The organism is Saccharothrix saharensis, assembly GCF_006716745.1.
Taxonomy (GTDB): domain Bacteria; phylum Actinomycetota; class Actinomycetes; order Mycobacteriales; family Pseudonocardiaceae; genus Actinosynnema; species Actinosynnema saharense.
In genome coordinates, this window is the sequence record NZ_VFPP01000001.1 from 2,790,925 (window position 1) to 2,816,621 (window position 25,697).

At 67.4% G+C, this 25,697-nt stretch carries 28 protein-coding genes; 16 read left to right on the top strand and 12 right to left on the bottom strand.

Features of this window, described 5'->3' with window-relative positions; translation table 11 throughout:
* The first annotated feature begins 73 nt into the window (after nt 1–73).
* Entirely contained in the window at nt 74–853 is a 780-nt protein-coding gene (locus tag FHX81_RS11410) for a hypothetical protein (RefSeq protein ID WP_141977674.1), read from the top strand.
* Between the two features lie 132 nt (nt 854–985).
* Here the strand turns inward: FHX81_RS11410 and FHX81_RS42975 are convergent, their stop codons facing one another.
* From FHX81_RS42975 to FHX81_RS11420, 3 genes are all read right to left on the bottom strand, one after another.
* The gene (locus FHX81_RS42975) at nt 986–1,324 is read right to left on the bottom strand and encodes an AMP-binding protein (protein WP_141977676.1); all 339 of its coding nucleotides are present in this window, start codon (nt 1,322–1,324) and stop codon (nt 986–988) included.
* A complete protein-coding gene (locus FHX81_RS40465; RefSeq protein ID WP_170231852.1) occupies nt 1,275–1,586 on the bottom strand; it encodes a hypothetical protein in 312 nt (103 codons plus the stop codon). The genes FHX81_RS42975 and FHX81_RS40465 overlap by 50 nt, the downstream gene beginning before the upstream one ends.
* A gap of 828 nt (nt 1,587–2,414) precedes the next feature.
* Nucleotides 2,415–3,209 carry a MerR family transcriptional regulator gene (locus tag FHX81_RS11420; protein ID WP_141977678.1) on the bottom strand — a complete coding sequence of 265 codons (795 nt, stop codon included), beginning with the start codon at nt 3,207–3,209 and terminating at the stop codon, nt 2,415–2,417.
* Nucleotides 3,210–3,287: 78 nt separating this feature from the next.
* Between FHX81_RS11420 and FHX81_RS11425 the strand changes: the two genes are divergently transcribed.
* The 4 genes from FHX81_RS11425 to FHX81_RS11440 all read left to right on the top strand — a co-directional run bounded on the left by FHX81_RS11425 (nt 3,288) and on the right by FHX81_RS11440 (nt 6,237).
* On the top strand, nt 3,288–3,650 hold the full coding sequence (locus FHX81_RS11425) for a nuclear transport factor 2 family protein (protein WP_141977681.1): 363 nt from the start codon (nt 3,288–3,290) through the stop codon (nt 3,648–3,650).
* A 38-nt stretch (nt 3,651–3,688) separates the two neighbouring features.
* Entirely contained in the window at nt 3,689–4,477 is a 789-nt protein-coding gene (locus FHX81_RS11430) for an SDR family oxidoreductase (protein WP_141977684.1), read from the top strand.
* A 79-nt stretch (nt 4,478–4,556) separates the two neighbouring features.
* Complete coding sequence (locus FHX81_RS11435; protein WP_141977686.1) at nt 4,557–5,609, top strand: alpha/beta hydrolase; 1,053 nt, start codon at nt 4,557–4,559, stop codon at nt 5,607–5,609.
* Between the two features lie 79 nt (nt 5,610–5,688).
* Nucleotides 5,689–6,237 (top strand): transposase, encoded by a 549-nt coding sequence (locus FHX81_RS11440; protein ID WP_246107764.1) that lies wholly within the window; start codon nt 5,689–5,691, stop codon nt 6,235–6,237.
* Here FHX81_RS11440 and FHX81_RS11445 read toward each other — a convergent pair.
* Both FHX81_RS11445 and FHX81_RS41965 read right to left on the bottom strand, forming a co-directional pair.
* Nucleotides 6,227–6,772 (bottom strand): hypothetical protein, encoded by a 546-nt coding sequence (locus FHX81_RS11445; protein ID WP_141977688.1) that lies wholly within the window; start codon nt 6,770–6,772, stop codon nt 6,227–6,229. The two genes, FHX81_RS11440 and FHX81_RS11445, sit on opposite strands and share 11 nt — an antisense overlap.
* Nucleotides 6,773–7,103: 331 nt before the next feature.
* Entirely contained in the window at nt 7,104–7,805 is a 702-nt protein-coding gene (locus tag FHX81_RS41965; RefSeq protein WP_246107765.1) for a hypothetical protein, read from the bottom strand.
* A gap of 100 nt (nt 7,806–7,905) precedes the next feature.
* Here FHX81_RS41965 and FHX81_RS41970 point away from each other — a divergent pair, with 100 nt between their 5' ends.
* A complete protein-coding gene (locus FHX81_RS41970) occupies nt 7,906–8,286 on the top strand; it encodes a transposase (RefSeq protein WP_246107766.1) in 381 nt (126 codons plus the stop codon).
* Here the strand turns inward: FHX81_RS41970 and FHX81_RS43140 are convergent.
* Nucleotides 8,261–8,617, bottom strand: coding sequence for a phage integrase N-terminal SAM-like domain-containing protein (locus FHX81_RS43140; protein ID WP_141977690.1), 357 nt, complete (start codon nt 8,615–8,617; stop codon nt 8,261–8,263). The genes FHX81_RS41970 and FHX81_RS43140 overlap by 26 nt on opposite strands.
* Before the next feature lie 1,376 nt (nt 8,618–9,993).
* On the opposite strand from FHX81_RS43140, the gene FHX81_RS11460 reads away from it, so the two are divergent.
* Entirely contained in the window at nt 9,994–10,482 is a 489-nt protein-coding gene (locus FHX81_RS11460; RefSeq protein ID WP_141977692.1) for a hypothetical protein, read from the top strand.
* Entirely contained in the window at nt 10,479–10,835 is a 357-nt protein-coding gene (locus FHX81_RS11465) for a hypothetical protein (RefSeq protein ID WP_141977695.1), read from the top strand. The genes FHX81_RS11460 and FHX81_RS11465 overlap by 4 nt, the downstream gene beginning before the upstream one ends.
* 107 nt (nt 10,836–10,942) lie before the next feature.
* Here the strand turns inward: FHX81_RS11465 and FHX81_RS11470 are convergent, their stop codons facing one another.
* The 3 genes from FHX81_RS11470 to FHX81_RS40475 all read right to left on the bottom strand — a co-directional run bounded on the left by FHX81_RS11470 (nt 10,943) and on the right by FHX81_RS40475 (nt 14,226).
* On the bottom strand, nt 10,943–13,543 hold the full coding sequence (locus tag FHX81_RS11470) for an NACHT domain-containing protein (RefSeq protein WP_170232017.1): 2,601 nt from the start codon (nt 13,541–13,543) through the stop codon (nt 10,943–10,945).
* 171 nt (nt 13,544–13,714) lie between these two features.
* Nucleotides 13,715–14,065: an RICIN domain-containing protein gene (locus tag FHX81_RS43145; protein ID WP_484336717.1), complete on the bottom strand. Its 351-nt coding sequence runs from the start codon at nt 14,063–14,065 to the stop codon at nt 13,715–13,717.
* Nucleotides 14,062–14,226, bottom strand: coding sequence for a hypothetical protein (locus tag FHX81_RS40475; protein ID WP_170232019.1), 165 nt, complete (start codon nt 14,224–14,226; stop codon nt 14,062–14,064). The genes FHX81_RS43145 and FHX81_RS40475 overlap by 4 nt, the downstream gene beginning before the upstream one ends.
* Before the next feature lie 104 nt (nt 14,227–14,330).
* Here FHX81_RS40475 and FHX81_RS11480 point away from each other — a divergent pair, with 104 nt between their 5' ends.
* The 7 genes from FHX81_RS11480 (at nt 14,331) to FHX81_RS11505 (ending at nt 23,321) form a co-directional block, all read left to right on the top strand.
* Nucleotides 14,331–17,735, top strand: coding sequence for an NACHT domain-containing protein (locus FHX81_RS11480; protein WP_141977701.1), 3,405 nt, complete (start codon nt 14,331–14,333; stop codon nt 17,733–17,735).
* 1,225 nt (nt 17,736–18,960) lie between these two features.
* A complete protein-coding gene (locus FHX81_RS11485; protein ID WP_141977703.1) occupies nt 18,961–19,911 on the top strand; it encodes an SRPBCC family protein in 951 nt (316 codons plus the stop codon).
* Complete coding sequence (locus FHX81_RS11490) at nt 19,908–21,083, top strand: zinc-dependent alcohol dehydrogenase (protein ID WP_141977705.1); 1,176 nt, start codon at nt 19,908–19,910, stop codon at nt 21,081–21,083. The genes FHX81_RS11485 and FHX81_RS11490 overlap by 4 nt, the downstream gene beginning before the upstream one ends.
* Before the next feature lie 149 nt (nt 21,084–21,232).
* Nucleotides 21,233–21,376 (top strand): hypothetical protein, encoded by a 144-nt coding sequence (locus tag FHX81_RS41975; protein WP_246107767.1) that lies wholly within the window; start codon nt 21,233–21,235, stop codon nt 21,374–21,376.
* The gene (locus FHX81_RS41980) at nt 21,366–21,536 is read left to right on the top strand and encodes a hypothetical protein (protein ID WP_246107768.1); all 171 of its coding nucleotides are present in this window, start codon (nt 21,366–21,368) and stop codon (nt 21,534–21,536) included. The genes FHX81_RS41975 and FHX81_RS41980 overlap by 11 nt, the downstream gene beginning before the upstream one ends.
* Before the next feature lie 290 nt (nt 21,537–21,826).
* Complete coding sequence (locus FHX81_RS11500; RefSeq protein WP_246107769.1) at nt 21,827–22,630, top strand: integrase core domain-containing protein; 804 nt, start codon at nt 21,827–21,829, stop codon at nt 22,628–22,630.
* A gap of 106 nt (nt 22,631–22,736) precedes the next feature.
* Nucleotides 22,737–23,321 (top strand): site-specific integrase, encoded by a 585-nt coding sequence (locus tag FHX81_RS11505; protein WP_246107770.1) that lies wholly within the window; start codon nt 22,737–22,739, stop codon nt 23,319–23,321.
* A gap of 317 nt (nt 23,322–23,638) precedes the next feature.
* Here the strand turns inward: FHX81_RS11505 and FHX81_RS11510 are convergent, their stop codons facing one another.
* On the bottom strand, nt 23,639–23,827 hold the full coding sequence (locus tag FHX81_RS11510) for a MerR family transcriptional regulator (protein ID WP_141977709.1): 189 nt from the start codon (nt 23,825–23,827) through the stop codon (nt 23,639–23,641).
* 121 nt (nt 23,828–23,948) lie between these two features.
* On the opposite strand from FHX81_RS11510, the gene FHX81_RS11515 reads away from it, so the two are divergent.
* A complete protein-coding gene (locus tag FHX81_RS11515) occupies nt 23,949–24,200 on the top strand; it encodes a hypothetical protein (RefSeq protein WP_141977711.1) in 252 nt (83 codons plus the stop codon).
* Between the two features lie 483 nt (nt 24,201–24,683).
* Here the strand turns inward: FHX81_RS11515 and cutA are convergent, their stop codons facing one another.
* Nucleotides 24,684–25,013 (bottom strand): divalent-cation tolerance protein CutA, encoded by a 330-nt coding sequence (gene cutA / locus FHX81_RS11520; protein WP_141977714.1) that lies wholly within the window; start codon nt 25,011–25,013, stop codon nt 24,684–24,686.
* The gene (locus tag FHX81_RS11525) at nt 25,010–25,606 is read right to left on the bottom strand and encodes a helix-turn-helix domain-containing protein (protein WP_141983891.1); all 597 of its coding nucleotides are present in this window, start codon (nt 25,604–25,606) and stop codon (nt 25,010–25,012) included. Before FHX81_RS11525 ends, cutA begins: the two co-directional genes overlap by 4 nt.
* Between the last annotated feature and the right edge of the window lie 91 nt (nt 25,607–25,697).

Consider the following 25,697-nt stretch of genomic DNA (forward strand, 5'->3'; position numbering starts at 1 on the left):
GCCGCCCTCCAAAACGCGTCAACCCCGGACAGGCGAGCGTTGTCTGGTATCGATGGTGACCAGATGTGAGTCGATGGGGGTCACGGTGGCGAGCGGCGACGAACCGAGACCGGAGCAGATCAAGCAGATAGGCGGCGCGGCGAACGGCTCCAACGTGAACCAGGCTGGCGGCGACGTCCACGTCACCGAAGCCGGCCGGGACGTCAAGATGTACGACGTCGACTTGCACGTCCCAATCTGGGTGTGGGCTGCGGTCAGCGTCTCGGTCGTGGTGGCGGCAGCGGCCGTGACCTGGGCGACGTGGCACAGACCGACCGCCGAACCGTCGGTGCTTGACACGGAACACCTATCGACCACGATCACCGCGATGACTACGGCCACGACCACGGCGACGACCGCGACAACTACAACATCGCCGGCACCGCCGGAAGCATCCACTGCGGCTACCCGATTACCGACCGCCACGACGACGCCGACACCCGCACCTGCGACCGTCTGGTGGACGGGCAATCTGAAGCTGGGCGGCTACGGCGGCACGGGCGGCGGTTGGTGGCTCGACCGAAGCCCGCCCGGCCCAGCCGTGACTGGGGACCTCTACTACGGGTCGGAGACCGAAGTCGCCGGCGTGGCCATGGTCAAGTGGGACGGAGCGATCCCACCGGATCTGTCGCAGTGCACGGACCTGCTGGACGCCAACCTCGGCCAGGCGTGGACAGCCGTCCGCCGCGGGACCACGGCGTGCCTCCGAACTCGTGATGGCCGAGTCCGCTACTTCACCGTGATCCGAACCCCAGGGCCCAACGAACTGAACCCGTCGATCAGCGTGACGGCCACCGTGTGGGACAAGGGGTGATCCAGCGACGACGACCTACCGAGGCGCGATCGAGAATCCTGCCGACGACCTGGGCGAGGATCAGCTCCAGCAGTCGTAGTGCCACGCCTCACGATCTTGCTCCTGCAGCACGTGGTGCGCGATAGCCGCAGCTCAGCGCCTCAGTGCAGGTTCTGGCACCCCACAGGTGCCACAGCCCCGGTGGCGGGGCGCTGCAACACCACGCACGCCGACGGCGCGTGGAGCGATTGGTCGAGCGCGGCCTCGACCACGGGCTGTAGCTGACGGCCCGAGGTCCGTCGAACCCGCCCGACGCCGTGAGGACGACGGCCGGTCCGGCGTCGTCGATGCGATCACCACGGAGTTGATGAGCCCTGATCGGGCACAGGCCAACATGGCGATCACGGTCTGCGGCGCGGCAGGCAGGAGGAGCAGGACCGTGTCACCCTTCCGCAGCCCCGGTTCGGCGAGTGCGCCGGCGAAGGAGACCACCTCCTCGTGGAGCCGACGGTAGCCGCACGTCCTTCACCGCGGTCTGCGGGCTGTCGAAGATCAGCGCGGGGCGGTCACCCCGGCCTTCCTCGACGTGCACGTCCAGGCAGTTGTGCGCCGCGTTGAGCGTGCCACCGGTGCAACGGGTACCCGCTGTCGTCCAGGACCTCATCCCATTCGCGGCCCAGGTCAACCGGCGGGCCCGGTCCGCCCAGGACGTGAACTGGTTCTCGGGCCACTTGATGATGGGTGTGGTGGTCACGACAGCACTTCCTCCACCGTGTTCACATTTCGCTTCCCCAGGGCGCCGGACCGCTATCTCGACGAGTGGCGGCACAGCGCCCGGGTGAACACCTCGGTGTTGCCGGTGATCCCGACTCGAACCTTCGAGACGCACTCTCCGAGGTTCAGGCTCGCGGGCACAGCTTCCCCGTCATCCCGGCGCCCGAGCGATCCCGCACGCCGCACGATGCCGATACAGCCAGCACTACCTACGCCGCGCGCCCACCGTCGGTTGAAGACACCGCGCGCTGGTGCGGTCCAGACCTCGGCATGCCACCGGCCGCTCGGGTCGTGTTCAGCGCAGACCGCCGGTGAAGACGCGCAGGGCGGCCACGACAGCGGGGACCGGAATGTTCGGACCGGTGTCGCGTAGGCCGTGGTCCACGCCGGTCAGCACCGTGCGCCCCGGGCCCGTGGCGCCCGCTCGGCGCAGGTCCTCGACGAGCGGCTTCGATGGTGGCGCGGGGCATCCGGTGGCCGTTGGTGCCGCAGGTCAGCAGGACCTGGGTGTCGGAGCGGAGCCGGCTCGCGGCGGTCGGCGGGTAGGCCCGGTCGCCGAGCGCGAAACGCCGGCCGGGGCCGTCGAACAGCGCCTGAAAGAACCGCGGTAAGACTGCACAACGATCCCGCACAGGTCGGTGCCCGGCCCGAAGGCAGGCCAGGACGGCGGCCCGTACCCGGATCACCAACCGACTGAGGAATTGCCGCCGCCACTGACCTCAACATGACTCGAGGCTCATCTCGGCGGTGATTCCGCGATCATGGTAGTTGTCTCTTTCGTCCAGGACTCCGCTCAGCATTGACCGCGTCAGGTGACGCGGAAGACCGGCCAGCCGATCTCGGTGCGCCACGCGGCGGGATCGCTCGTGTCACGAGGGCCGACGGCGTAGACCTCCCGCACCGGCCCGGCCACCGACATCGCGTTCTCCACCACCCAGGTCCCGAGTTCGCCATACGTGACCTCGGCGCCGTCGTGCTCGCCGACGTGGGTGGTGACGGCCAGTTCCACGGCCGGAAGAGTCACGGGGTGAACGCGTCCGGCGCGAGGTGGCGTGGCGGTCGGCAGGTAGACGAGCGCGTGACCGCGCTCCTGTTCGAAGAGGGCGTTGTCATAACAGCCGCCCGGCGGTCCGGTCGCGGCGGCGCCGACGGCCGCCTCCAATTCGGCCATCGCGCCTGCGAACCAGGTCGCGACGTCGCGATGCCCGATGACGGCCTCCACCGCCGCGACCGTCCGGGCGGGCTCCGCACGCAGCTCGACGTCGATCGGCGCGGGGTCGGGCCGGAGCAGGCGCCGCAGCGACACGACCGCGGCCCTGGTGCGGTCGAGCACGTCCTCGAGGCGTTGCAGGTGGTCCGCGACCAGGGTCGCCCGGACACCTGGGTCGGGGGTCCGCAGGATCCGCTGCACGTCGCTCAGGGGGACGTCGAGTTCGCGGAGCCGGTGGATGACCTGCGCGGTCGGGATCTGGTCGACGCCGTAGTAGCGGTAACCGGTGGTCTCGTCGACCACGGCGGGTTCCAGCAGGGCCGCCTCGTGATACCGGCGAAGGGTCCGCACGCTCAAGTGGGTCAACCGCGAGAATTCCCCGATGGTCAGCACCCGCACATTCTGGACTCTCCCCCTGGGAGAGGGTCCACGGCTTGACCCTCTCACGCCGTGAGGTCACACGATGGGTTCATGACACAGCGCACCGATCTCCCGTCCGATCTGCTCCCGGCCACCGTGCGCGGGTTCTTCGCCGCCCACGTCGTCCACGACGCCGACACCGCCTCGTCGTTCCTCACCGAGGACGCGGTGGTCGTCGACCAGGACGAGACCTTCCGCGGCCGGGAGGCTGTCCACGCGTTCCTGCGGGACGCCGGGGCCGAGTTCGAGTACACGACCGAGCAGATCGGCACTCGCCGCGTCGATGATGCCCACTGGGTGGTGACCGTGCGGATCGAGGGCACCTTCCCGGGCGGTGTCGCCGAACTCGACTACCGGTTCGCGTTGCGGGACGACCTCATCGCCGAGCTCGTCATCGCCAACCACTCGGCCTGACCCAACCCGCGCTACGCCGATTTTCAGTGGAGAGAGAAATGTCTGGTTCGGATCGCGATCGTCTCGACGGTCGCCGGGCGCTGGTCACGGGCGGTTCGAAGGGCTCGGGCAAGGCCGTCGCGGAGAGGCTGCGAGAGATGGGCGCCGACGTGTACGTCACGGCGCGAACGATGCCCGACGGGTACGAGCACCCCGACCGGTTCATCGAAGCGGACACTTCGACGATCGAAGGCACTGACGCGGTGGCCTCTCGAATCGCCGAGGCCGGCGGCGCACTCGACATCCTGGTGCACGTCGTCGGAGGGTCGTCGACGCCGGCCGGTGGGTTCGCGGTCATCACCGACGACCAGTGGCTCACCGAGCTGAACCTCAACTTCCTGGGAGCGGTGCGGCTCGATCGGGCTCTTCTCCCGGCGATGATCGAGTCCGGGGCGGGCGTGGTGCTGCACTTCACCTCGATCCAGCGTGAACTACCCCTGTACGACGCGTCCCTGGCCTACGCGGCAGCGAAGGCTGCTCTGCGCACGTACAGCAAAGGCCTCGCCAACGAGCTCGCGCCGCGCGGCGTACGGGTCAACGCGATCAGCCCCGGCGGGATCGAGACCGAAGCCTACGAGCGATTCGTGGACCGGATCGCCGAGGGCAGCGGAAGCACACGTGAAGCAGCCAAGCAGACCATCTACGACTCCCTCGGAGGAGTCCCCCTGGGACGATTCGCGAACACCGGGGAAATCGCGGACCTGGTCGGATTCCTGGTCTCGGACCGCGCCTCGGCGATCGTGGGCGCCGAGTACGTGATCGACGGCGGGACCGTTCCGACCGTCTGAGCCGGATTCCTCCCACATTCATCGATGACCTGTGACCTGCGGCAGGCGGACATCACGCCTCCTGCCGCAAGGAGAACCCATGACCGAGCAAGTCGCGGAGCGGCCTTCCGCCCAGCCGATCGGGCCGCCACCACCTTTCGACCCGGAGCTTGCTCCCGTCCTCGAAGTGCTGACCAGCCTGCGCCCACCCGACGCGTACCGCCCGGACAACATCGTGGAGATGCGCGGACCCGTTCCCGGCGTGGAGACCCCGACCGACGAGGTCCTCTCGCGCGGTGGCGCCTACAGCGTGCGGGAGCGGACGGTGCCGGGGCCGGACGGGGAACCGGACATCTCGCTGCTGATCTGCCTGCCGAAGCACGCGGCGACGCCGACCCCGGCGATCTATTACGTCCACGGAGGCGGCATGATCGTCGGGGACAACCGGTTCGGCCTGGTCGAGATGCTGAACCTGGCCGAACCGATGGGCATGGCCGTGGTCTCGGTCGAGTACCGGCTCGCACCCGAGACACCCCACCCCGGTCCCGTCGAGGACTGCTACGCGGGCCTGGTGTGGACGTCGGATCACGCCCACGAGCTCAACATCGACCCCGAGCGCATCGTCATCGCCGGTGCGAGCGCCGGCGGCGGCCTCGCAGCAGGTGTGACCTTGATGGCACGCGACCGCAACGGCCCCGCCGTCCTGGCCCAGCTGCTCCTGTCGCCGATGCTCGACGACCGCAACGACTCGCCCTCCGCCCGGCAGATGCGCGGCCTCGGCGTCTGGGACAGCTCCTCGAACGAGACCGGGTGGAACGCGCTCCTCGGCGGCAGCGTGCGCGGAGGACCGGACGTGTCCGGGTACGCCGCGCCTTCCCGCGCCGCGGACCTCTCCGGCCTGCCGTCCACGTTCATCGACGTCGGGTCGGCCGAAACGTTCCGGGACGAGGACGTTGCCCATGCGAGCCGCATGTGGCAGGCGGGCTGCCACGTCGAACTGCACGTCTGGCCCGGTGGCTTCCACGGGTTCGACGTCGTGGCCCCTCATGCCGCGCTCTCGCAGGACGCCATCGCTGCTCGAGTGGCATGGCTGCGCCGCCAGCTCGGGTGTTCCCCCGGTGAGGCGCTGAGCCGGGCCGGGCTGCACGCGTGAGCCGTGACCAGATGTCGTCGAACCTGTGGGGTGCCAGAGCTCTGCGCCGAAGCGCTGAGCTGCGGTAATCACACATCACGTGCTGCAGGAGCCCGACCCGGACTTGATGGCCAAGATGCACCGGATCCTGGACCTCGCAGATCACCCGTCCGACGACGGCCGGGTGATCTGCGTCGACGAGTTCGGACCGCTCAACCTCCAACGCTGCAAGGGCAGGGCATGGCGGCCGACCGGAGCACCGCGCCGATTACAGGCCACCTACAACCGTCGACACGGTGTGATGCACATGCTCGCCGCCCTAAACTTGACCAGCGGAAAGATCCACTACCGGATCCGGCGCCGCAAACGGCACGGCGAACTTCTCGACCTGCTCGCGAGCCTGCGGGGCAGATGGCCGGGCCAACGCCGCTACCTCGTCATGGACGGCTTCTCGCCCCACCGTCACCCCGACGTCCGAGACTGGGCCGCCGGCAACGACGCCGACCTGGTGTTCCCACCGACCTGCAACTCCTGGCTGAACTGGATCGAAGCCGAGTTCACCGCCCTGCGCTACTGCGCACTTCCGGCGATCGACCCACCTCCGGCGTGGATATCAACAGCGATACCACAGGGCGTGCTCAACAGCTGATGGAAACGGAAGGTGACTGGCCGACCAAGCGAATAGCCGGAGGGTAATAGCCAGGTGGCGCGGTAAAGATAACGTCAGCCACACCGATGTAGCTACCGGCGACGCACGGTGCCGAGGCGGGAGCGGAGAGGCTGGCAACGTTGGCCTGAACTCGTGCGCCGGTGCCGACGACGGTCGTCCCGCCCCGGAACAAGCCCGTGACCACATCGATGCTTCCGACCGGATAGTCGCATACTCCACGGCCTACCACGTTGATCGTGCCGGGGACGTGCGAGGAGTTGTGCGGGTAGTCGCTGATCGCGTTGCACGTGATCACCGGCGGACTGCTCGCGCTGGCGGCTTCTCCCTGCCGAGAAATCAGTTTGCGCAAGACGACTGGCGCTTCCGGGACCGCCTGCGTTGCCAGTACCCGCTGGAGTTGAGGTCTTTCGACGGTGGCCGACGACGCGTTGGCCACACCTGACGAGGCTATCAGCGCGGCGGTCGCGGCTACCGTCATGACGACGGACGACCAAGCTGTGGCGCGGAATCGCATAGACATCTCACCTTCTCCAACAATAGCAATAGAACGAGTCGCTAATTGCAGACAGGACTCTAAAGTTCACGTCTGGACGGACACTGGACGGACTCTGGATGTCGATTGGACGGCGCCCGGGATCTTGATCGAACGGCAGCCGTCGGAGAAGACCGTGCGGTAGGGCCCGAACCGGACCCCGTGCGCACGGGGTTGGGCCAGTGACCCGGACAGCACCTCGAACAGTCGGCGCATCGGCGCACCGCCGAGTCTGCGAGGCAGATCTCGTTCGCAGGGTCCTGGCTGATGACGGCCACGGTGCCGCGGTCGAGCAGGTGGTCCGCCGGCTTGGTCAGCGACCAGGGTCGAGAACGCGGTGACGTGTGCCGCCCGGAAAGTCATCGCCGCTGGTGAAGCGAGAGCGCCGTCGTCTTTGGAAGCATGGCCGGGTGATCGAGTCCCTGCTGTACAAGGTGACCCGGAAGCTGCTGTCCGTCCCGGCGGTGCTTCTCGCAGCGAGACGGTGAAGGACGCCGAACTGCTCGTCTTGCGGCACGAGAACGCGATCCTGCGCCGACAACTCGTGGGTCCGGTCCATCACGAGCCCGCCGATCGGTTCTGGTTCGCCGCCCTGTCCAGGCTGGTGGATCGTCGACGTTGGGGAGAGGTCTTCCCAGTCACGCCCGCCACTCTGCTCGCCTGGCACCGCAGACTCTTGGGCCGCGAGTGGGATAAGTCTCGTGCACGTCGACGCATCGGACGCCCACCGACACGAGCGGCGATCAAGTCGCTCGTGCTGCGGCTCGCCAGGGAGAACCCACGGTGGGGCCACCGCCGAATCCAGGGCGAACTGGCTCGACTCGGCCACGGGATCGCCCATCCGACGGTCTGGTAGATCCTGCACGACGCCGGCATCGACCCGGCGCCACGCCGCACCGGCCCGACCTGGCGAGAATTGCTCACCGCCCAGGCCCAGGGCATCATCGCGGCCGACTTCCTCCACCTCGACACTGTGTTCGGCAAACGCCTCTACGCGCTGGCGTTCCTCGAGCACGGCACCAGGCGCCTGCACATCACCGCAGTCACAGCCCCACCCGACCCAGGCCTGGACAACGCAGCAAGCCAGGAACCTCACCGCAGACCTCGGAACGCGCATGGAATCCCTGCGCTTCCTGCTCCGCGACCGCGACGGCAAGTTCAGCCAGGTCTTCGACGCCGTCTCCCACGCCGACGACCTCCGCGTCATCAAGAGCGCACCACAGGCACCGCGGATGAACGCCCACTGCGAACGGGTCATCGGCACCATCAGACGCGAACTCCTCGACCACATCCTGATCACCGGCGAGAGCCACGCACACCAAGTCCTCAAGACCTGCGAAGACCACTACAACCGACACCGACCCCACCACGCCCGCGACCAACTACCACCCGAGACTCAACATCAACTTCCGGCAGTCCACGACCTCAACGTCCGCAGGCTGCACCGCACCCGCATCCTCGGCGGCCTCGTCAACGAGTACAGACATGTCGCTTGACCAGCAGCGATGACTTCTCCATCGGCACAGGTTGCTTCACCCGTTCTATTGGGGAGCGGTCGATGTCCTCCTCGTCGAGCATTAGCCACTTGAAGAACTGCTGCAGACCCTTGTGCTTGTTCAACGCCGTGGCACCCGAGCGGGTCTCGATCATCCACGCCTGGAATGCCTCGACGTGGGCCTTGGTCACCTCGCACGGGTCGTCGGCCGCGTCGTCGGCGTCCGGGTCGGGCGAGTACTCGGCCAGGTAGCCGGCCAGTTGGGTGGCGGCGACGAGGTAGTTGTAGCGGCGCGACTCGGCAGTATCGGCCCGTACCTGGTGGGCTGGGATACGGGTGACGGGCTTCTACGAGGCGTCCAAGACCGGCGGGCACCGGTCACAGGACTGATCAGAAACCTTGGACTTCCTCGTCGAACGCTTCGCTTGGCCTTGCGTCGCTGGTGCCTCCGTTGCGCTCTGGCGAGCTGTCCCTCACGAGCCTGGTCGGGTGGAGCGCGCTCCACACCGCGCAGGCTATGGCGTACTCGCGGCGGTTCACATCGGAGGGGAACAGCACTTCGAGGCGTCGTACCTTCACCTGCTCCACTGTGCCCGTGGGCCGTTGGCCACACGATCCCTCGCCCGGGCGACAGGAACGGGCAGTGTGGCTGGCGGTCCAGTGGGGGTTGTCCGTCTCCTCCTAACACCGCCGATGAGTCGATCACCTGACTGACCGCCTGATGCGCGTTGCGACCAGCCCATGTATACGTTCCGCAGCCTCTTCGGGGTCCTCGTGTTCCCACACCCTGACGACCAACCACCCTGCTGCAGTCAACCTGACGTCCGTGTCCCGGTCGCGCAGAGCAACGCCCCGCAGCTTCAACCGCCACCATGCGCGGTTGGCCCGGGGAAGTCGACCGTGCACCGGGCAGGTGTGCCAGAAGCAGCCGTCGACGAACAGGTGTGCCGCTCGAAAAGTCATCGTCGCAGGTCATATGTCACGATCAGCAATCCGAGCGACCGTGAGAGTGCCGGTGCGATTACTGCGTGAGCGCCAGGGCCACGTGTGAGGTCGGCGTCGACTGGGCGACCACCTGTGACGACCAGCAGAAAGCGTCACCGCAATCGTTCAGCCTCATATGGACGCGTGGGTCCTGCCTAGGCTGTGCGGCACCGGCTATCTGTACGAGGCACTGCACGGCATCCGCAACCTGCACTATCCGCGGTGTCAACCGCGCGACGCCACACTGTGACCCTCAGCCGCCCTCGAGATGCACCTCGAACGGCATCGCCCCAAGCGGAGCGATAGAGTCATACAGCACACCCCGAGTCGCCTTCAATCGATCACGAAGAGACGACCACTTGACCAGACGATATGTTGCAGACTCAACCCCCAGGGTGGGCCAGATCATGGCCTGACCTGCGAAAACATCAAGTTCACAGGTTGTGACAGTGCAGTTGAGTACACCTCAACGCAGTTCACCCCTGTTCATTCACCTTGAATTCTCCCAATTTCCTCCCATCTTCCTCCCACGGCAAACCCATGTCGACCCCAGCGGACATCGAACACTTGTGCACCCATCGAGTGACCGAACTCCACCAGTGCTGCCATCGCCGCAGTGTCAGCGGCTACCGCACCAGCCGCAGGACAGAGCCGTGACGGCAACTTCGAAGGCCACGGACGGAACGACCTGGCACCACCGCGAGTTTTAAGGTACCTTGCAACTATGTCCACGGCTGCGTCAGAGATCAACTTCAGCGATCTGTCGAACAAGCCGGCCGACTCCGTCCGCAAGCTCCAGGAGTCGCCGAGCCGGACACTGCTCGTGCACCGCCGCGGCGACGAGGAGGACCTGGTCCTCACCACGGCCAGCCGAGCGCAAGAGGTCCGTGAGGTCGTCTCGACCACCACCGCCCTTTTCGTGGCGCTGATGCAGCACAGCGAGAGCGTCCGCGACCTGGTGACCGACGTGATGCCCACGGCGTTCCCCTGGGTACGGTTCCTGCCACGCGAGGACATGCAGGCATTCGTCGTCGAACTCGTCGACGTCCTGCAAGCCGCCGACTCGCTCGGCACCCCGGCCCCGGTAACCCAGCTCATCAGCCAGTGGCAGCACACCGCCGAAGTCCACGCCGACCCACGACTCCTCGCCATCCTCCACCAAGACGGCGACGACCTCGGTGACGTCCCCGCACCAGGAGCAGCCACCGCGTGAGCCCGAAGAAAGGCGACCCTGTCGCCCCGCCCACCATCGGGAACGAGTGGCGCATCCGCTACTGCACCACCGACGCGGTCAAAGGCTGGCAGGACCTCGAAACCCGAGCATCGGGCAACCTGCGCCAAGCCTGGGACACCATGCGCAACGACCCCGGCCCGGGTCCCGGCAAGCCCACCAACCGCCACCACCAACTCAAAGGCAGCCTCGCCCACGGCACGTACAACGGGAAGACCCTGCCCCGCTGGCAGATCGAGGTCACCGGCGGCGACCGCATCTGGTACCTACTGGACGCCGACAAGCACACCGTATGGGTGCAATATGCTGGCGCCCACCCCAAAGCCACCGAGTGAACCTCAACGTCACACGGACATCGCGCAGTTGAGCGCGAATCAAGTGCTCTGTCGACGCGAGCGGCACGAAGACACCCAGCTCACAACCGTCATCGCGAAATGTTGCTTCAACCGGCCGATCTTTCGTCCACAAGCCGGTCTTGCAGGCGAGGGTGCTTGAACTGGTATAGCGTGCCCACGGTGCGCAGCACGCGGCGGTCGCGCTCCGCCTCGAGCGAGGAAACGCCGCGGATCCGGATGCCTCGCAGCCTCAGTTGCAGGCACACCAGTGTCGTCCGCCACGCATCGCAGGAACCGATGCCGAGGCTGAGTCCCACCATGACCGTGATCGCCGCGAAGGTGATCGCCCCGGCCAACGGTCCGTGGAGCACCCCCTGCTTCAACCCTAGCGGCACGCCCAGGGCCAACCCGCAGGTGAGACCGAAGGTGATGGCGCGTTTCACGTCCTGGACCCATGCCACATACGGATCTGTGGCGGTCTGCATGGACGGACGGCCGAAGCCGACCATGACCCCGAAGACGAACGTCATCGTCAAGCCCGCGCCGATGCCCTGCCGCGGTCCGTCGGTGAACCCGTACGCCAGTCCGATGGGCAGTCCGCCCGCGAGACCCGACAGCGGGTGGAACCGGCTCGCGAGCGATCGCCACCGCGAGCGTTCGCCCGTCCGTAGCGGAGCCGCAGCGCCGGTCGGCCCGCGCCAGATCACCACGCCCGCACCGAGGCCCGCCAGGACCCCGAGGCCCCAGTGCGTCTGGTTCCCGACCGCGATGACCGTGGCGACCCCGGTGGTCACCGCCGCGCCGAGGCTGAACGCCGCGGTGTTGCCGCTGGCCCTGGCGAACCGGCGGGAATGGCGCAGTTCGGACATGAGACCGGTCAGCAGGCCGAACACCAGGCCGATCGCGGACAGGTAGACGAGGCCGAAAGCGGCCCCGGTGGATCCGTCGACCACGTACCTGCCGTGCGGTCCGAACATCACCGGCCCGAACACCGCGCCCAGGACCACCCCGATGACCGCGGGAACGCTCACGCGAACCGCACGCTCGTGCCACCGCTTCACCCACCAGTGGATCTGCCACCAGGCGAGGTCGCGGGTGTTGTCCTGTTCCAGCATCCGCGCCGCCACGAAGGTCAGCAGCGCTCGGTGCTCACCGGCCCCGACGGAGCGGTCGAGCAGCGCGTTCTCCACCTCCTCCCGGACGTTGAACCTGCCCGGCGTCAGCAGGTCTCGAACGAGGTCTGCGTCGGTGTGGTCGCGCAGCAGGGTCAGGGTGAGCGGGGAGTCGAGGGTGTGCGCGACGACGCTGTCCGGGTGCCCGCGAAGGTGAGCGGTCAGCTGCGTCCACTGCGGTGCGGTGTCGTCGCGGTTGAGCCCGTCGAGGTAATCGGCTGCGTCCGCGGCCGGGACCGGCAACAGTTCGAGCGCCGCGGCCGCGTGCACGTGTTCGCCGGTGATCACCGCGTCGGCGAACTCCCTCGTCCGGGTCGCCAGCACCAGGCGGAATGTCGACGGCTTGCGGATGTCGTCCAGGGCCGCCGCGCGCAACCGCGGGTCCATCTCGTCGAACCCGTCTAGGAACAGCGCGACTCCACCGCTTTTGACGAGTTGGGCGGCCATGCTGTCGCCGAACTGCTCGGCGCGCAGGAACGGGTGGTCCACGGCCAACCGTTCGGCCAGCCACTCCCCCAGCCGTTGATCGCCCGGATCCCACCCACTCGTGGTGAACAGCACCGGCACCGGCACCGCCGCCCGCTGCTGCACTGCCAGTCCCGCCCGGTGGGCCAACGCTTCGATCAACGTCAGGATCGTGGCGGCCGACTTCCCGGAACCCGCGTCGCCAAGGATCACGGTGCGCCCACCGTCGAGTCCGGCGTACACCGAGAACAGGTCACGAAGCCCACCGGACCGCAACCCCGCCGGACCGACCGCGCTCACCCCGGGCAGCGGCGGGAACAGCGGTCTTCGGCGCGGCGGGACGTTCGCGACGACCCCCACTGTGCTGGTCATGCCCTTCGCCCACTGCCAGCGGATAGGCACCGGCATCGGAACGCGGAGCCTCCTGTGGTCGGCCTCCGCGGCCCACTGGCTCGCGACCTCGATCGCCAGCCGGTCGGCCGCCACCGCGAGCTCGGTGTTCAGCAGCGGCGGGCTGGGAGGCTCAGCCAGTTTGGCCAGCACGTCTCCCGGCGTGGTGAACGCGGCGTACGCCCTCCTGATGTCGGCATGGCCGTCCAGGAAGCGACAGATCTGGTCGTGATGCCACAACGCCCAATCGTGTAACCCCATCGACGAGGCGACGGACCTGAGCGTCTCTTTGACTTTGTCGATGCCGCCCGAGCCGGGTACGGCCGAGAGGACCACGTTCGTCGCGAAAATCATGTACTTCGGCCTGCGGGTATTGCCGAGCTCACTGCGGCGCCGGTTGAGCCACTGCTCGGCTTCAGCCTTGACTTCAGCGCACAACCACGTGGCGTTCGCCGCAGGGTCCCGTGGGCGCTGATGGAACTTGGCCTGGAGGACTCCGTACCCATCCCAGGGCGCATCCGGATCGGGATAGTGCGTCCTCCCGTCGAAGGTCGCTTCCCGGCCACCGTCGCGGCCGTCACCGAACACTTCCACCTTCGCACCGAGGACCCGAAGCGCCAAGGCTTGGACGAGGTGCTCGAACTCCCGCGTGCCAAGCCTCGTCAAGTCGTAGTCCACCATGCCATCTTGCCGTATGAGGCATGCACGCCTTTATGCGCTGTGCACGACGCTGTCGCCGGTCGAGCGGTCAGACACATGCCAGTAGTGGTGTTCTTGACACTAGATCGAGTGAGCGGATGGCAGCCAAGCGATCAGGTGAGACAGAGCCGGAATGGATCTTCCGCGACCGTTTTAGCGGCGGCCACGACCGGCGTAGGGCAGGGCCAGGAGCCGCTGCTGAGACAGTTGAGCGTGGCGATCCTCGAACCATGGCCGCCAACGCGGCTGAGAGTCCTCGTTCGCGCTGATGTACCTGCGGTTATGTGCAGACCTGATCAGGTGGCCTACGCCGTCGGGGCTGGCCTCTAACAGCCATCGTTGCCATGGTTCACGGTGCGTCTCCCACATGACGGGCTTCACGTCGCCCACTGTCGGGATGGTCGAATCAAGTACAAGACCGTTGGCGGCGGACATGATCAGAACTTCGTCGGTGGTTCCGCTCGGCTTCAACTCCCAGAGTTGGTGAAGGACGCTCTGGCTCAGTCCTTCTCCTCCGGGTGCGCGGCGTGCCGCTCGCGGACGGTCTGGGCCTTGCGGCGCACCAGCCGGACGAGCGCCCGGACTGACCGGGGTGCCCGGGTAACGACCGCCAGGGCAAGGGGAAACCAATCCTGGCCGGTCAGGGTGATCAGGGCGTCGATCATGAGGTCGGTCCTCTCCTGGGTGGCGTTCCGGTTCCCACGGTCGGCGGCCGGTACCGTTTCCCGCCATCGCCGGATGAAGCTCGGGAAACCGGCAGAGGAGAGGGGTGCCGCGCGTGCCGCAGGGAGGTCGGAAACACCGGGGTGAGGCCGGTCCGCTGCCCGCGCTGACCGGGTTTCACGCCCGGCTTGCCGAGGCGATGGGAAACGCCGGGATCGGCAGCGTGAACCGGCTGGTGCCCTTGGTGCGGCCGCACATCCCGAGAAACGAGTTGTACGAGATCTGCGGCGGTCGCGCGCTCCCGGAGCGGGCCGATGTCGAGCGGCTCGCCCGCGCGCTCTCGGTGTCCTCGGAGCACCTCCTGCCCACGTGGGAGGAGGCGAAGGCCGCGCTGGAACGCGAGACGCTGCTCAGCATGTCCGCCCGCGGCGCGGCCAAGGCGTCCTGGCGCGACCTGCCACTGCCTGCGGACAGCCTGCTCGACATCCTCAATGCGCAGCACGCTGCGAGCGACACCTTCCCGTACCGACTCCTTGGGGTGAACCCGCCCCCGGTCTCCCGGATCCACGTCAAATCGGCCCTGCGACCAGCCGAGGCCCCTAAACGCAAGGAGAAGGAGGACCCGTCGGCACGCCTCCCGGTCCCGCTCGACGTGGCGCTGGGCAGGCATGAGCACCTGCTCATCGTCGGCGACCCGGGCTACGGAAAGTCGATGCTCGGCCGTTCGCTCGTGCGGCAACTCTCGGACCGGTGGCTACGCCTCGCCACGGCAGAACCGATCGGCGAGGCCGTGGTGCCGTTGTACGTGCCCGCCGTCCAGGTCCCGCCGACCGGTTCCTGGAGCCGTCGGCTGGCCGCTGTAGTGCGGAACAACAACTATCTGGTCGCGGAGCCGGAACCGGCGTTGTTCGCCAACCGGGTGCGCGACGTGCGCTGGCTGATCGTGGTCGACGGCCTGGACGAGATCCACGACCCGGACCGCCGGCACGAGCTGCTGAACATCTTGAACCGACTGATGTTGCACCGAGGGCCGTACCGGCTCGTCATCACCTCACGCCCACTGCCACACGGGGAACTCGAACTCCTGCGCGCACCGGACCTCGGCGAGTACACGCTCCAACCGTTCGGTCACGACCAGCTCTCCGAGTTCGCCCATGACTGGTTCGAAGCGCAGGGGGCGGATGACGCGGCGGAAGAGGCAGATCGGTTCCTCGACCACATCGCGGAATCGCACCTCAGCGAAGTCGTCCAAGTGCCGCTGCTCGCCACCATTGCGGCCGCGATGCAGACCACGTCCCCCAAGCGCCCGCTACCTGCGACCCAGGTGGAGCTGTATGAGCGCGTCGTGGACGAACTGCTGCACGCTCGGCAGCCGACGGGCTCAGACACCGCGTGGCGGTCGTGGCTGCGCGGATCCCGCGAGTCGCTGCTGTCCTTCCTCGCCAGGCTCCACCTGGACGGTGAGATCCCCTTGCTTCCAGCCGCGCAGCGCTGGGTGGACCTGAACAGGCCCGCCGACCTAGTGCCCCCGCGCGACTCTGAACGGCACGTCGAGCAGGTGCTGGTGGACAGCGGCCTGCTCACCGTCAGCGGTGGCGTCTTCCGGTTCATCCACCAGTCGATCGTGGAGTACCTGGCCGCCCGCTACCACGCCGAGCGCGCGGGCGCCTCGTTCGAGGGGATGCAGCGCTGGGTGGACCAGGCCGTCGAACGGGCCACCTCGGGAAACCTCGCACTGTTCACGCTGGCCATCTGGAGCCGACACGAGTCCCACGACGGCGGGATGATCGTGCGCCGGTTGCTCGCGATAGGGGTGAAGGCGGTTGAGACGCTGGTCCGACTGGTCACGGCCGGCGTGGCACTGGACGCGGACCTGGAGAAGGCGGTGGTCGACCGTCTGATCGCACTCTTGCACGAGACAACGCACTCCCTCGACCCGGTCGGCCTAATCAGGATGGTCGGCGAGCTGCCGACCCTCGCGTACCGGTTGGAAGAGCTCGTCGCGAGCAACACCACGAAGCTCGAGAGCCGGGTCAAGGCGGCCTCGGCGTACGCCTGGGTCGTGGACGAATCCCGTGGTGCGGAGATGCTGTATGAGTTGGTCGGTTCTGCCGACTCGACCGGCAGGCTCGACATCTTCTACGCACTGCAGGCGTTGGGGCATGACGGCGCAATCCTCGTGGATCTCGCGCAATCGGTCTTGGACGACCGGGGGACCGATCGTTGGACTCGTGTGAACGCCGCGTACGCCCTGGTCGAGTGCGACAGGGCCGAGGGCGCCGCGGATCTGGTGATGGATTTGGCGAAGAACAGCGACATCACCGACAGCGTGTTCGTCCACGCCGCCAGCTTCGTGCTCGCGGTCCGCGGCCGGCAGTGCGCGGGCGACATCATGCGCATGATGGACGGGCACCGACACATTCATGTGTGGTGCCTGGATGAGCTGGCCAAGGCGCTGGGCGAAGTCGGTGCGCACGATGCGCTCGCCCAGCTGGGGCGGTACGTCTTCGAACACCCCGAGGCCGACGGCGACAGCGACCTCGTGAACGGCGTTGTGCGGGCGTGGAGCCTGTCGGCGGGCGAGCGCGGAGCTGGCCACGAGGTCGCGGACACGATTCGCTCGGCGCCGCACATATCCCAGGATACGAAGCTCTGGGCGGCACGCGAGATGCACCGGATGGGCCTTCAGCGGGAAGCAGCCGACTTGATCATGAGAATCGCTCCGAGACCGGAGCACGGAGACCATGACGTCAGCTTCTGGTGGGCGTTCGAGGTCCCACTGGAGACCGACCGAGGAAAGTACCTCTCCCATATCATCCGGGTCACGGGCGACCACGGGCTGGTGAAGTTCTCGAAGCTGACCGACGTGGTGATTCAAGGCGGGAACGCCGACACGGTGGTCGAGGCGGCCCGTCGGTTGCTCACGAACCCTGTGGAACGGCAGGGCTGCCGCCTGGCTGCCGTCCGGGCATGGCTGCGGGCCGACGTCACAGCCGCACCGACGATCCTGCCGATCCTGCGCGGCTTTCAGCCGGGACCGGAAGAACGGCTCGGCTACGCCGACGCAATGAGCCTGCACGGTGCCGCACGCGACGCCCACACCTTGGCCGCGGACGTCCTCGCTGATCCGGTCGCCTCCAGGGAGCACCTACTGCGCGCAGTGAGGCTCTTCCTCCGCACCGGCGGTTCGGATGAGGTGGCCACTGCCATCGCGACCTTGCGGGCTAACCGGCGCTGCACTGCATCGGAACGGGCGTGGATCGCGGCAGAGCTGTGCGTGGCGAACGAGAGCCATACGGCCAGAAACCTGTGGCTGGACGCCCTTGTCGGCCCGGACGTTCAGCTGGGCCTACGCGTACAGGCAGCCGAGGAGCTTCGCGAACTGGGCGCGGTAGATCAGGGCCGAGCCGCGATCGACACGGCGGCTCTCGTATCGGGGCTAACCAATGCCGAGGCCGACCGGCTCGCCCGGCTGCGCCGGTGGCTGGAGGAGCCGATCGGCGCAAGGTGAACCGCCGGACCCGTAGCCGACACGTCGGTCCATGGCGAAGGTCTCAAGCCGGCCCAACCAGATGCCAGCACCATCGGTGCTGACCAGAATCACTTGAACACACTCTATGTCACTCGGAAGCCATCGTCGTAGATCACTGCCATGATCAGCATTCCGGGCAATTATGAGGCCTGATCAACGATTACGAACTCACAGAAGCCTAGCCGCACGCCACACCGCGTGGCCAACTTCTGACACCCAAAGACGTTGGACACCTTGTACCTGCCGAGAACTCCATCCACGCAGGTAGAGGACGTGCAAGGCCAAAAACCTCGAAGCGCTCACAGCACGGCTATATCCGCCGTGCAAAGGCGGCGGACAACCTGCGCTCAGGTGACCTGAGTGAGGGCTTGCGTCCAGGACGCAACCGTAGGCTGGCAACCATGTTGCGCTCGAAGTCACTGCGGCCGCCCGATCCGCCTGCGTGCTGCCACGCCACGACATGAGCACGAAGCGCACATCGTCCCCAGGCGGATGGCCGGGATCCTCGGCGGGAAGGTGGCGGCGATCCACTCGGCGAGCGTGTTGGGGCGCGGCGGAACGGCCACCGACACGGTGCGGTCCTCAGCAATCAGAAAAGGATGGGACGTTCAGGTGACCGGATTTCCTCATCGCGATGACGAAGCACGCCGGAGAACGCCCGAATTGGCCGGTTCAGTTCGCCTTGCCCGTCGAAGCGGCTGCGGAATCTGCACCTCACGTTGTCCGGCGACGTGGACAGCCCGGGGACAGCCTCGCTCGATGGAACAGCCTGAATTGCAATCGGCGGCCTTGGTACCGATTCGAACAAGAGTGTCGCAGCGCTTGGAGAGCCTCCAGCCCACGCTCATGGCGGCACGCGGCGACGACAGCCGATCGCAGCAAGACACCACGCTACAGCGCTGTGCATGCACCGGGATTGCGCAGGCGACCAGCTCGACGTCTTCGAACGCGGAGACTCGCCGACCGGCATCAAACGGCCCGGTTGCGCGGCACCTCGTGGTTCACGCGCAGCTCGCAGGCGACCTTCCACGGTCGTGGGCGACGGTACCGGAGGGTTAGCGGGGTTGCCGAAGGGTAGCCCAGTCCACATCGGTCGCGTCCCGGGCCGTGGTCCACCGGGCGTTCGACAGGGCGTGATCGGATGCGGAGGCTGCGCATGATCCGACCGGCAAGCCTGTCCGAAGGGCGCGGAAGGCAGGAAGAGATGCAGAGGCGGGGTCGGCGGCTGGGGTGGCTGAGCTTCGCGCTGGGCGTGGTGCAGCTGGCGGCACCGGGCGTGATGCGCCGGCTCGGCGGTGTGGACGACTCCGCGCGGTCGCGGGCGGTGGTGCCGGTCGTCGGAGCGCGGGAGCTGGTCCACGCAGCCGGGCTCCTGACGAGCCGACGGAAGGGCACCTGGGCGTGGACCAGGGTCGTGGGCGACGCGATGGACCTGACCGCGCTGGGGGTGGCCCTCGCCCACCGCGACGGGGCCCGCCGACGGCGTCTGGTCGGGGTCACCGGCGCCGTCGCCGGGATCACGGCACTGGACCTGCTGACCGCCGTACAGGCCACCCGAGAGGCACGCACCGGTTCCGCGCCGGCGGGGCAGGGCCTGCGCAAAGGAGGATCCGTGGAGCTGACAGCGACGACAACCATTCGCAAACCCCCGTCGGAGGTCTACGCGTTCTGGCGCGACCTGGAGAACCTCCCGACGTTCATGGCGCACCTCGAACAGGTGCGCACCACCGGTGACCGGACGAGCCACTGGTCGGCCAGTGCCCCGTTCGGCAAGAGCGTCGAGTGGGACGCGGAGATCACCGACGAGACGCCCGGCGAGAAGATCGTGTGGCGGTCGACCGGGGAAGCCGCGGTGCCGAACGCCGGCACGGTGCGGTTCACACCCGCCCCGGACGGTGTGAGCACCGAGGTGTTCGTCGTCCTGGTGTACGAGATCCCCGGCGGCGCGGTCGGCAAGGCGGTCGCCAAGTACTTCGGCGAGGAACCGCACCAGCAGCTCGACGACGACCTGCGCCGGTTCAAACAGGTCGTGGAGACCGGCGAGGTGGTCCGCTCGGACGGTGCGCCGTGGGGCAAGCGGGCGCGCGAGGAATTCCCGCAACGGCCGGCGCAACCGCTGTCGGATTCCGAGCTCGCGAAGGGAGCGGACGCATGAGGGCGAACACCTGGGCGGGCCGCAACAAGGTCGAGGTCCGCGACGTGCCGGACCCGAAGATCCTCAACAGCCGTGATGCGATCGTCCGGATCACCTCCACCGCGATCTGCGGCTCGGACCTGCACCTGGTCGACGGCTACGTGCCGACCATGCAGGACGGCGACGTGCTGGGGCACGAGTTCATGGGCGAGGTGGTCGAGGTCGGTCCGGGTGTCGGCCCCGACAAGCTGCGCGTCGGCGACCGGGTCGTGGTGCCGTTCCCGATCGCCTGCGGCGCGTGCGCGGCCTGCGCGGCCGAGCTGTACTCCTGCTGCGAGAACTCCAACCCCAACGCCGGGATCGCGGAGAAGATGTTCGGTCACCCGGTCGCCGGGATCTTCGGCTACTCCCACCTGACCGGGGGTTTCGCGGGCGGTCAGGCGCAGTACGCGCGCGTGCCGTTCGCCGACGTCGGCCCGCTGAAGATCGAGTCCGACCTGACCGACGAGCAGGTGCTGTTCCTGTCCGACATCCTGCCCACCGGTTACATGGGCGCCGAGATGTGCGACATCCAACCCAGCGACGTGGTGGCCGTGTGGGGCGCGGGCCCGGTCGGTCAGTTCGCCATGGACAGCGCCCGGCTCCTCGGCGCGGCGCAGGTCATCGCGATCGACAAGGAGCCCTACCGGCTGGAGATGGCGGAACGGGCGGGCCACACGCCGGTGAACTTCGACGAGGTCGACGTCCGCTCTCGGTTGCTGGAGCTGACCGGTGGGCGCGGCCCGGACAAGTGCATCGACGCGGTCGGCCTGGAGGCCACCCACGGCAGCGCGCACGTCGCCGCCTACGATCGGATCAAGCAGGCCGTGCGGTCGGAGACCGAACGCCCGCACACGTTGCGCCAGGCGATCCTGTCGTGCCGCAGCGGCGGTGTGGTCTCGGTGATCGGCGTGTACGGCGGCCTGCTGGACAAGTTCCCGGCCGGGGCGTGGATGAACCGGTCGCTGACCCTGCGCACGGGGCAGTGCCACGTGCAGCGCTACATGAAGCCGCTGCTGGAGCGCATCGAACGCGGGGAGATCGACCCGACCCGGATCATCACCCACACCCTGCCGCTCGACGAGGCGGAACGCGGCTTCGAGATCTTCAAGAACAAGCAGGAAAACTGCGAGAAGGTCGTCCTGAAACCCTGACGGTCACCCGCGTGCGGTGCTCTCGGTGCTCGTCGTGGTCGAAGATCCGGTCCGGCCTCCCCGTGCGAACGCCGACGAGGAGCACCACCGGCCCCGAGCGCCACGAGGTCGTCCAAGTCCGGCCGAAGCGAGGCAGCGAGGTGAACCACATGAGCGCACCACGCCAGGTGGCCGTCGGGGTGCTGGCCGACGAAGGGCTTCCCGAACGGGTGATCACGGCGGTCGCCGACGAGTTGCCCGGCGTCTTCGCCGCCCAGGTTGAGCGGGCAGGCAGGATGGCGGGTGAAGCATGAGGTGGTCCAGCTGCCGCTGGACGAGGACGGTGACATCCCGATGCGCGCGTTGTCGCGGCAGCGCCGGCGGGACCGGGGCTGGGACCTGCTGGTCCTGGTCACCGATCTTGTGCCGCTCGAAAAGTCATCGCTGCTGGTAGAGCGGGTGTCGCCGCGTTGAGACCATGTCCGGGTGATCGTGTCCCTGCTGTACAAGGTGACCCGGACGTTGCTGTCCGTCCCGTCGGTGCTGCTGCGCGGCGAGGCAGCGAAGGATGCCGAGCTGCTCGTGCTGCGGCACGAGAACGCGGTCCTTCGTCGGCAACTCGCAGGCCCGGTCCGCTACGAGCCCGCGGACCGGTTCTGGTTCGCCGCCCTGTCCGCACTGGTGAATCGCCGCCGGTGGCGGGAGGTCTTCCCGGTCACGCCGGGCACCCTGCTCACCTGGCACCGCAAACTCATAGCCCGCAAGTGGGACCACTCCGCGCGTCGACGTGCCGGGCGCCCACCAACCCGAGCGACGGTCAGACGCTCGTACTGCGGCTCGCCAGGGAGAACCCGCGATGGGGGCACCGTCGGATACAGGGCGAACTGGCCCGCCTCGGCCACCACATCGCCCACTCGACGGTCTGGCAGATCCTGCGCGACGCGGGCATCGACCCGATACCACGCCGCAATGGTCCGACCTGGCGGGAGTTCCTCACCGCCCAGGCCCAGGGCATCATCGCGGCGGACTTCCTCCACCTCGACACCGTGCTCGGCAGGCGTCTGTACGCGTTGGTATTCCTCGAACACGGCACCCGCCGCCTGCACGTCACCGGCGTCACGTCCCACCCGACCCGGGAGTGGACGACCCAGCAGGCCAGGAACCTCGCCGCCGACCTCGGACATCGGATGGAGTCGCTGCGCTTCCTTCTCCGTGACCGCGACGGCAAGTACAGCCAGACGTTCGACAGCGTCTTCCTGGCGGACGACCTACGCATCATCAAGAGCGCGCCGCAGGCACCCCGGATGAACGCCCACTGCGAACGGGTCATCGGCACCATCAGACGCGAACTCCTCGACCACATCCTGATCACCGGCGAAGCCCACGCACAACACGTCCTCACGACCTACGAAGACCACTACAACCGGCACCGACCCCACCAGGCCCGCGACCAACTACCACCCGACGCCCGGCAACACCCTGCGGCAGTACACAACCTCGACACCCGCAGACTGCAACGCACCCGAGTTCTCGGCGGTCTGATCAACGAGTACAGACACGCCGCTTGACCAGCAGCGATGATTTTTCGAGCGGCACAACACGCAGATCCCACGCGAAGCACGGCGCAAGGCGGCGGCTGCGGCGGCCCAGCGGATGCCGTGGAGTGAGACGGAGGTGAGAGAGTTCCTCTCCTCGATCCGCGACCACCGGCTCCACGCGCCAGTGCTTCTGGCGCTGATCGGGATGCGGCCGGCAGAGGTCTGCGGCCTGCGTTGGTCAGCCGTTGACCTGGAGGCCGGGACGTTGTCGGTCGAGCTGACCAGGACGCTGGTCGAAGGCGAAGTCGAGGAAAAGGGGCCGAAGTCGGAGAAGGGCAAGCGCAAGCTCCCACTCCCCAAGCCCCTGCACGCGGCGCTCAAGGCGTTCAAGGCCCGGCAGGCCGCGGAGGCGATCAGGGCCGGTGAGCTGTACGAGCGGTCCGGGTTCGTGCTGGTCGACGAGCTGGGACGGCCCTGGAAGACCGACCGGCTCCGGCGGGCCATCTACAAGCTGATGGCCGAGGCGAAGGTCAGGAAGGTCCGGCCCTACGACGCCCGCCACGCCTGCCTGACCTACCTGGCCACCTCGGGCGTACCCGACGTGATCGTCAGCGCTTGGGCGGGCCACGCGGACCTCAGCTTCACCAAGCGGGTCTACATCCACCCCAACGTCGAGCACCTGCGCCAAGCAGCCGACCAGCTCGACGAACTCCTGGGCTGAACAAGCAGTACGAGCGTTCGTGAGAAATTGTGAGATAGCGCTGCCCCGAAACGGGTCAGGGCCTTGTCTCACCGAAGTGATCCAAGGCCCTGACCTGGGCTTACGCCCTCTATCGACCGTCGGGACGACAGGATTTGAACCTGCGACCCCTTGACCCCCAGGACGTCGGGGTTGCCGTTTTGGCCGGTCAGGCGGTCCACAAGGGACATGCTCAATGTTCGCCCACCTGCGGGTTGTTCGCCTCCGTGCATGACGTGTGGTCCCCACGTGGTCCCCAGATCCGCACTTGTCCCCGGATCAAGTGCGCTCGCTGAGCACTACTCGTCGCGTTCCCGGAGCGCAGCCAGATCGCGGCGGAGCTGATCAACATCCCAGCGTGCATGACCGCCAGCGGTCACCAGCGTAGGTACCACCAACCCCTCGGCCCACCACCGCGCCAGCGTCGCGCGGCCTACGCCGATTGACTTCGCCGCTTCACCCGTGCTGACCAGCCCACTTCCCGGCATGCGTTCACTCTGACGGACGAATCACATCGAATCAGTGCAGGTGAGACGCTTCCCACGACATCAGACCTATGAGACGCTTGAGACGTTCGAGACGTTCTGACGCCCGAGGATTGGTCGCCACATGAAGTTCCAGATCACGCTCACCCCTCAGCAGGTGGCGCAGGTCATGGACTACATGCACCGCAAGGTCGAGGAGACCTGCGCTCACCTGCGCACAGCCGACATCGAAGGTGCCAACCAGGTGATGGACGAGGTGCAGCGGGACGCGGGACAGGGTTGCCATGATCTGGTTCTCGACGCTATCGCTCGACGCTTCGGGCAACCGTCCTGGCGCGTTGCTGCCGATACGCCGGAATGGCGCAACTACGGATGATCACCCCACAGAGGGGCTTCGTGTCATCCCGCCGACCTGGCTCGCCCCAACCACACGTGTCAAGGGGGCACACTCGTCCATTCTGGACTGTCCTCTGAGGACTGCCCCCTTGACGCGTGTGGTTGCCCTCGTGGAGGTCGGCGGGATGACACGAAACCCGGTCCCCGCTGGTTCGCGAGCTGTCGGTGTCCTCCGGTCATCCTGCTGGCCTGCCCGTCCGGCGAGGACATGATCTTTTGGTTTGCGGACCCTGGTGGGGTCGGTCGGCCGCTGTCCCGCTCGCCCGGTCCCGGCCCTACCTCCCGTCGCCGGGCGCGGGTGGGTGGCCGGAGGCCGGGCCCCGCCCGCTTGCCCGAGCGACACAGGGACGGGGCCGAAGAGGACCTGGCGAGCGGGGACAGCAGAGTGCGGCCGAGCGGCCCCGCCAGGGGCCGCCTTGAACCAGTAGAGAAAATCCTCACCAGCAAGCCAGATCAGCAGCGATCAGCCTTGGGGCGTGGTCTCCGTGCGGATCCAGTCGAAGTACGCCGGGTTGCCAGCGATCAGGGGAACGGCGACTACACAGGGCAGCTCGTACGGATGCTCAAGGTTCGCCCGTTCCACAATGGCAGGCACCAGCTCGACCCGGGTGTGCAGCGTGGCGCGCGCTTCGGCATGAGCCTGCACGTCGTCAGCCCACCAGTAAGCAGAGCTGATGGGAGAGAAAGTGTGACCCGCTGCCGCCAAGCGGTCGACCACAAGGCTCCGGATGAATCGCGCGAGCCAGTCAGCGTCCGCTGCGGTGATCACGACTTCGCAAACGTCGGTAGTCATGCCTTGCTGCTCTTGAGCTGGTCGATCAGCGTCCGTGCCTGCTCCTCATCGCGCCCCAGCGAGCCCCAACCCGTGACGACCTTGCCGTCGTAGCTCAACCCAACCCAACGTCCCTCCATGCTGATGCCATGAGGGTGCAGCACGAAGTACATCGTCCCCTTGGAACGTACGGAGCCGTCGTTGGCGGCGTACCAGCCCATCAGGATCTCGTTATCCCACAGGCGTAGTTCGCCGTGCCAGTGGTATCCGCCGTCGTCCACCTCGATGCCGCGCGTGAGTGTCTGCACGTTGATCAGCTCACCCTCTTGAGTGAAGCGAACCTCCTGAGCGGTGATGACCTCCTGGCCGTCCTTGAACGTCTGCCAGGACATCCACCACTCACCGGTGAGGTTGACACCCTGGGGCCGCTCGCCGGTCAACTCGGTGACGGTGATCCGTAGCGCCTTTGCGATGGCAACACCGACAGACAAGCTCGGTTCCTGCTCGCCCGCCTCGTAACGCCTGATCTGCCGAACACCCACTCCAGCGCGCTCTGCAAGTTCCGCCTGGGACAACCCCAACTCGCCCCGGCGCTGTCGCATCACCTCTGCCATCTCCACAGGTCCATGATGGGGGACTAGTTAGTCCTTGACAAGCGGACGTACTGGACCTCATAGTGGAGGACGTAATGGTCCTCACATGGAG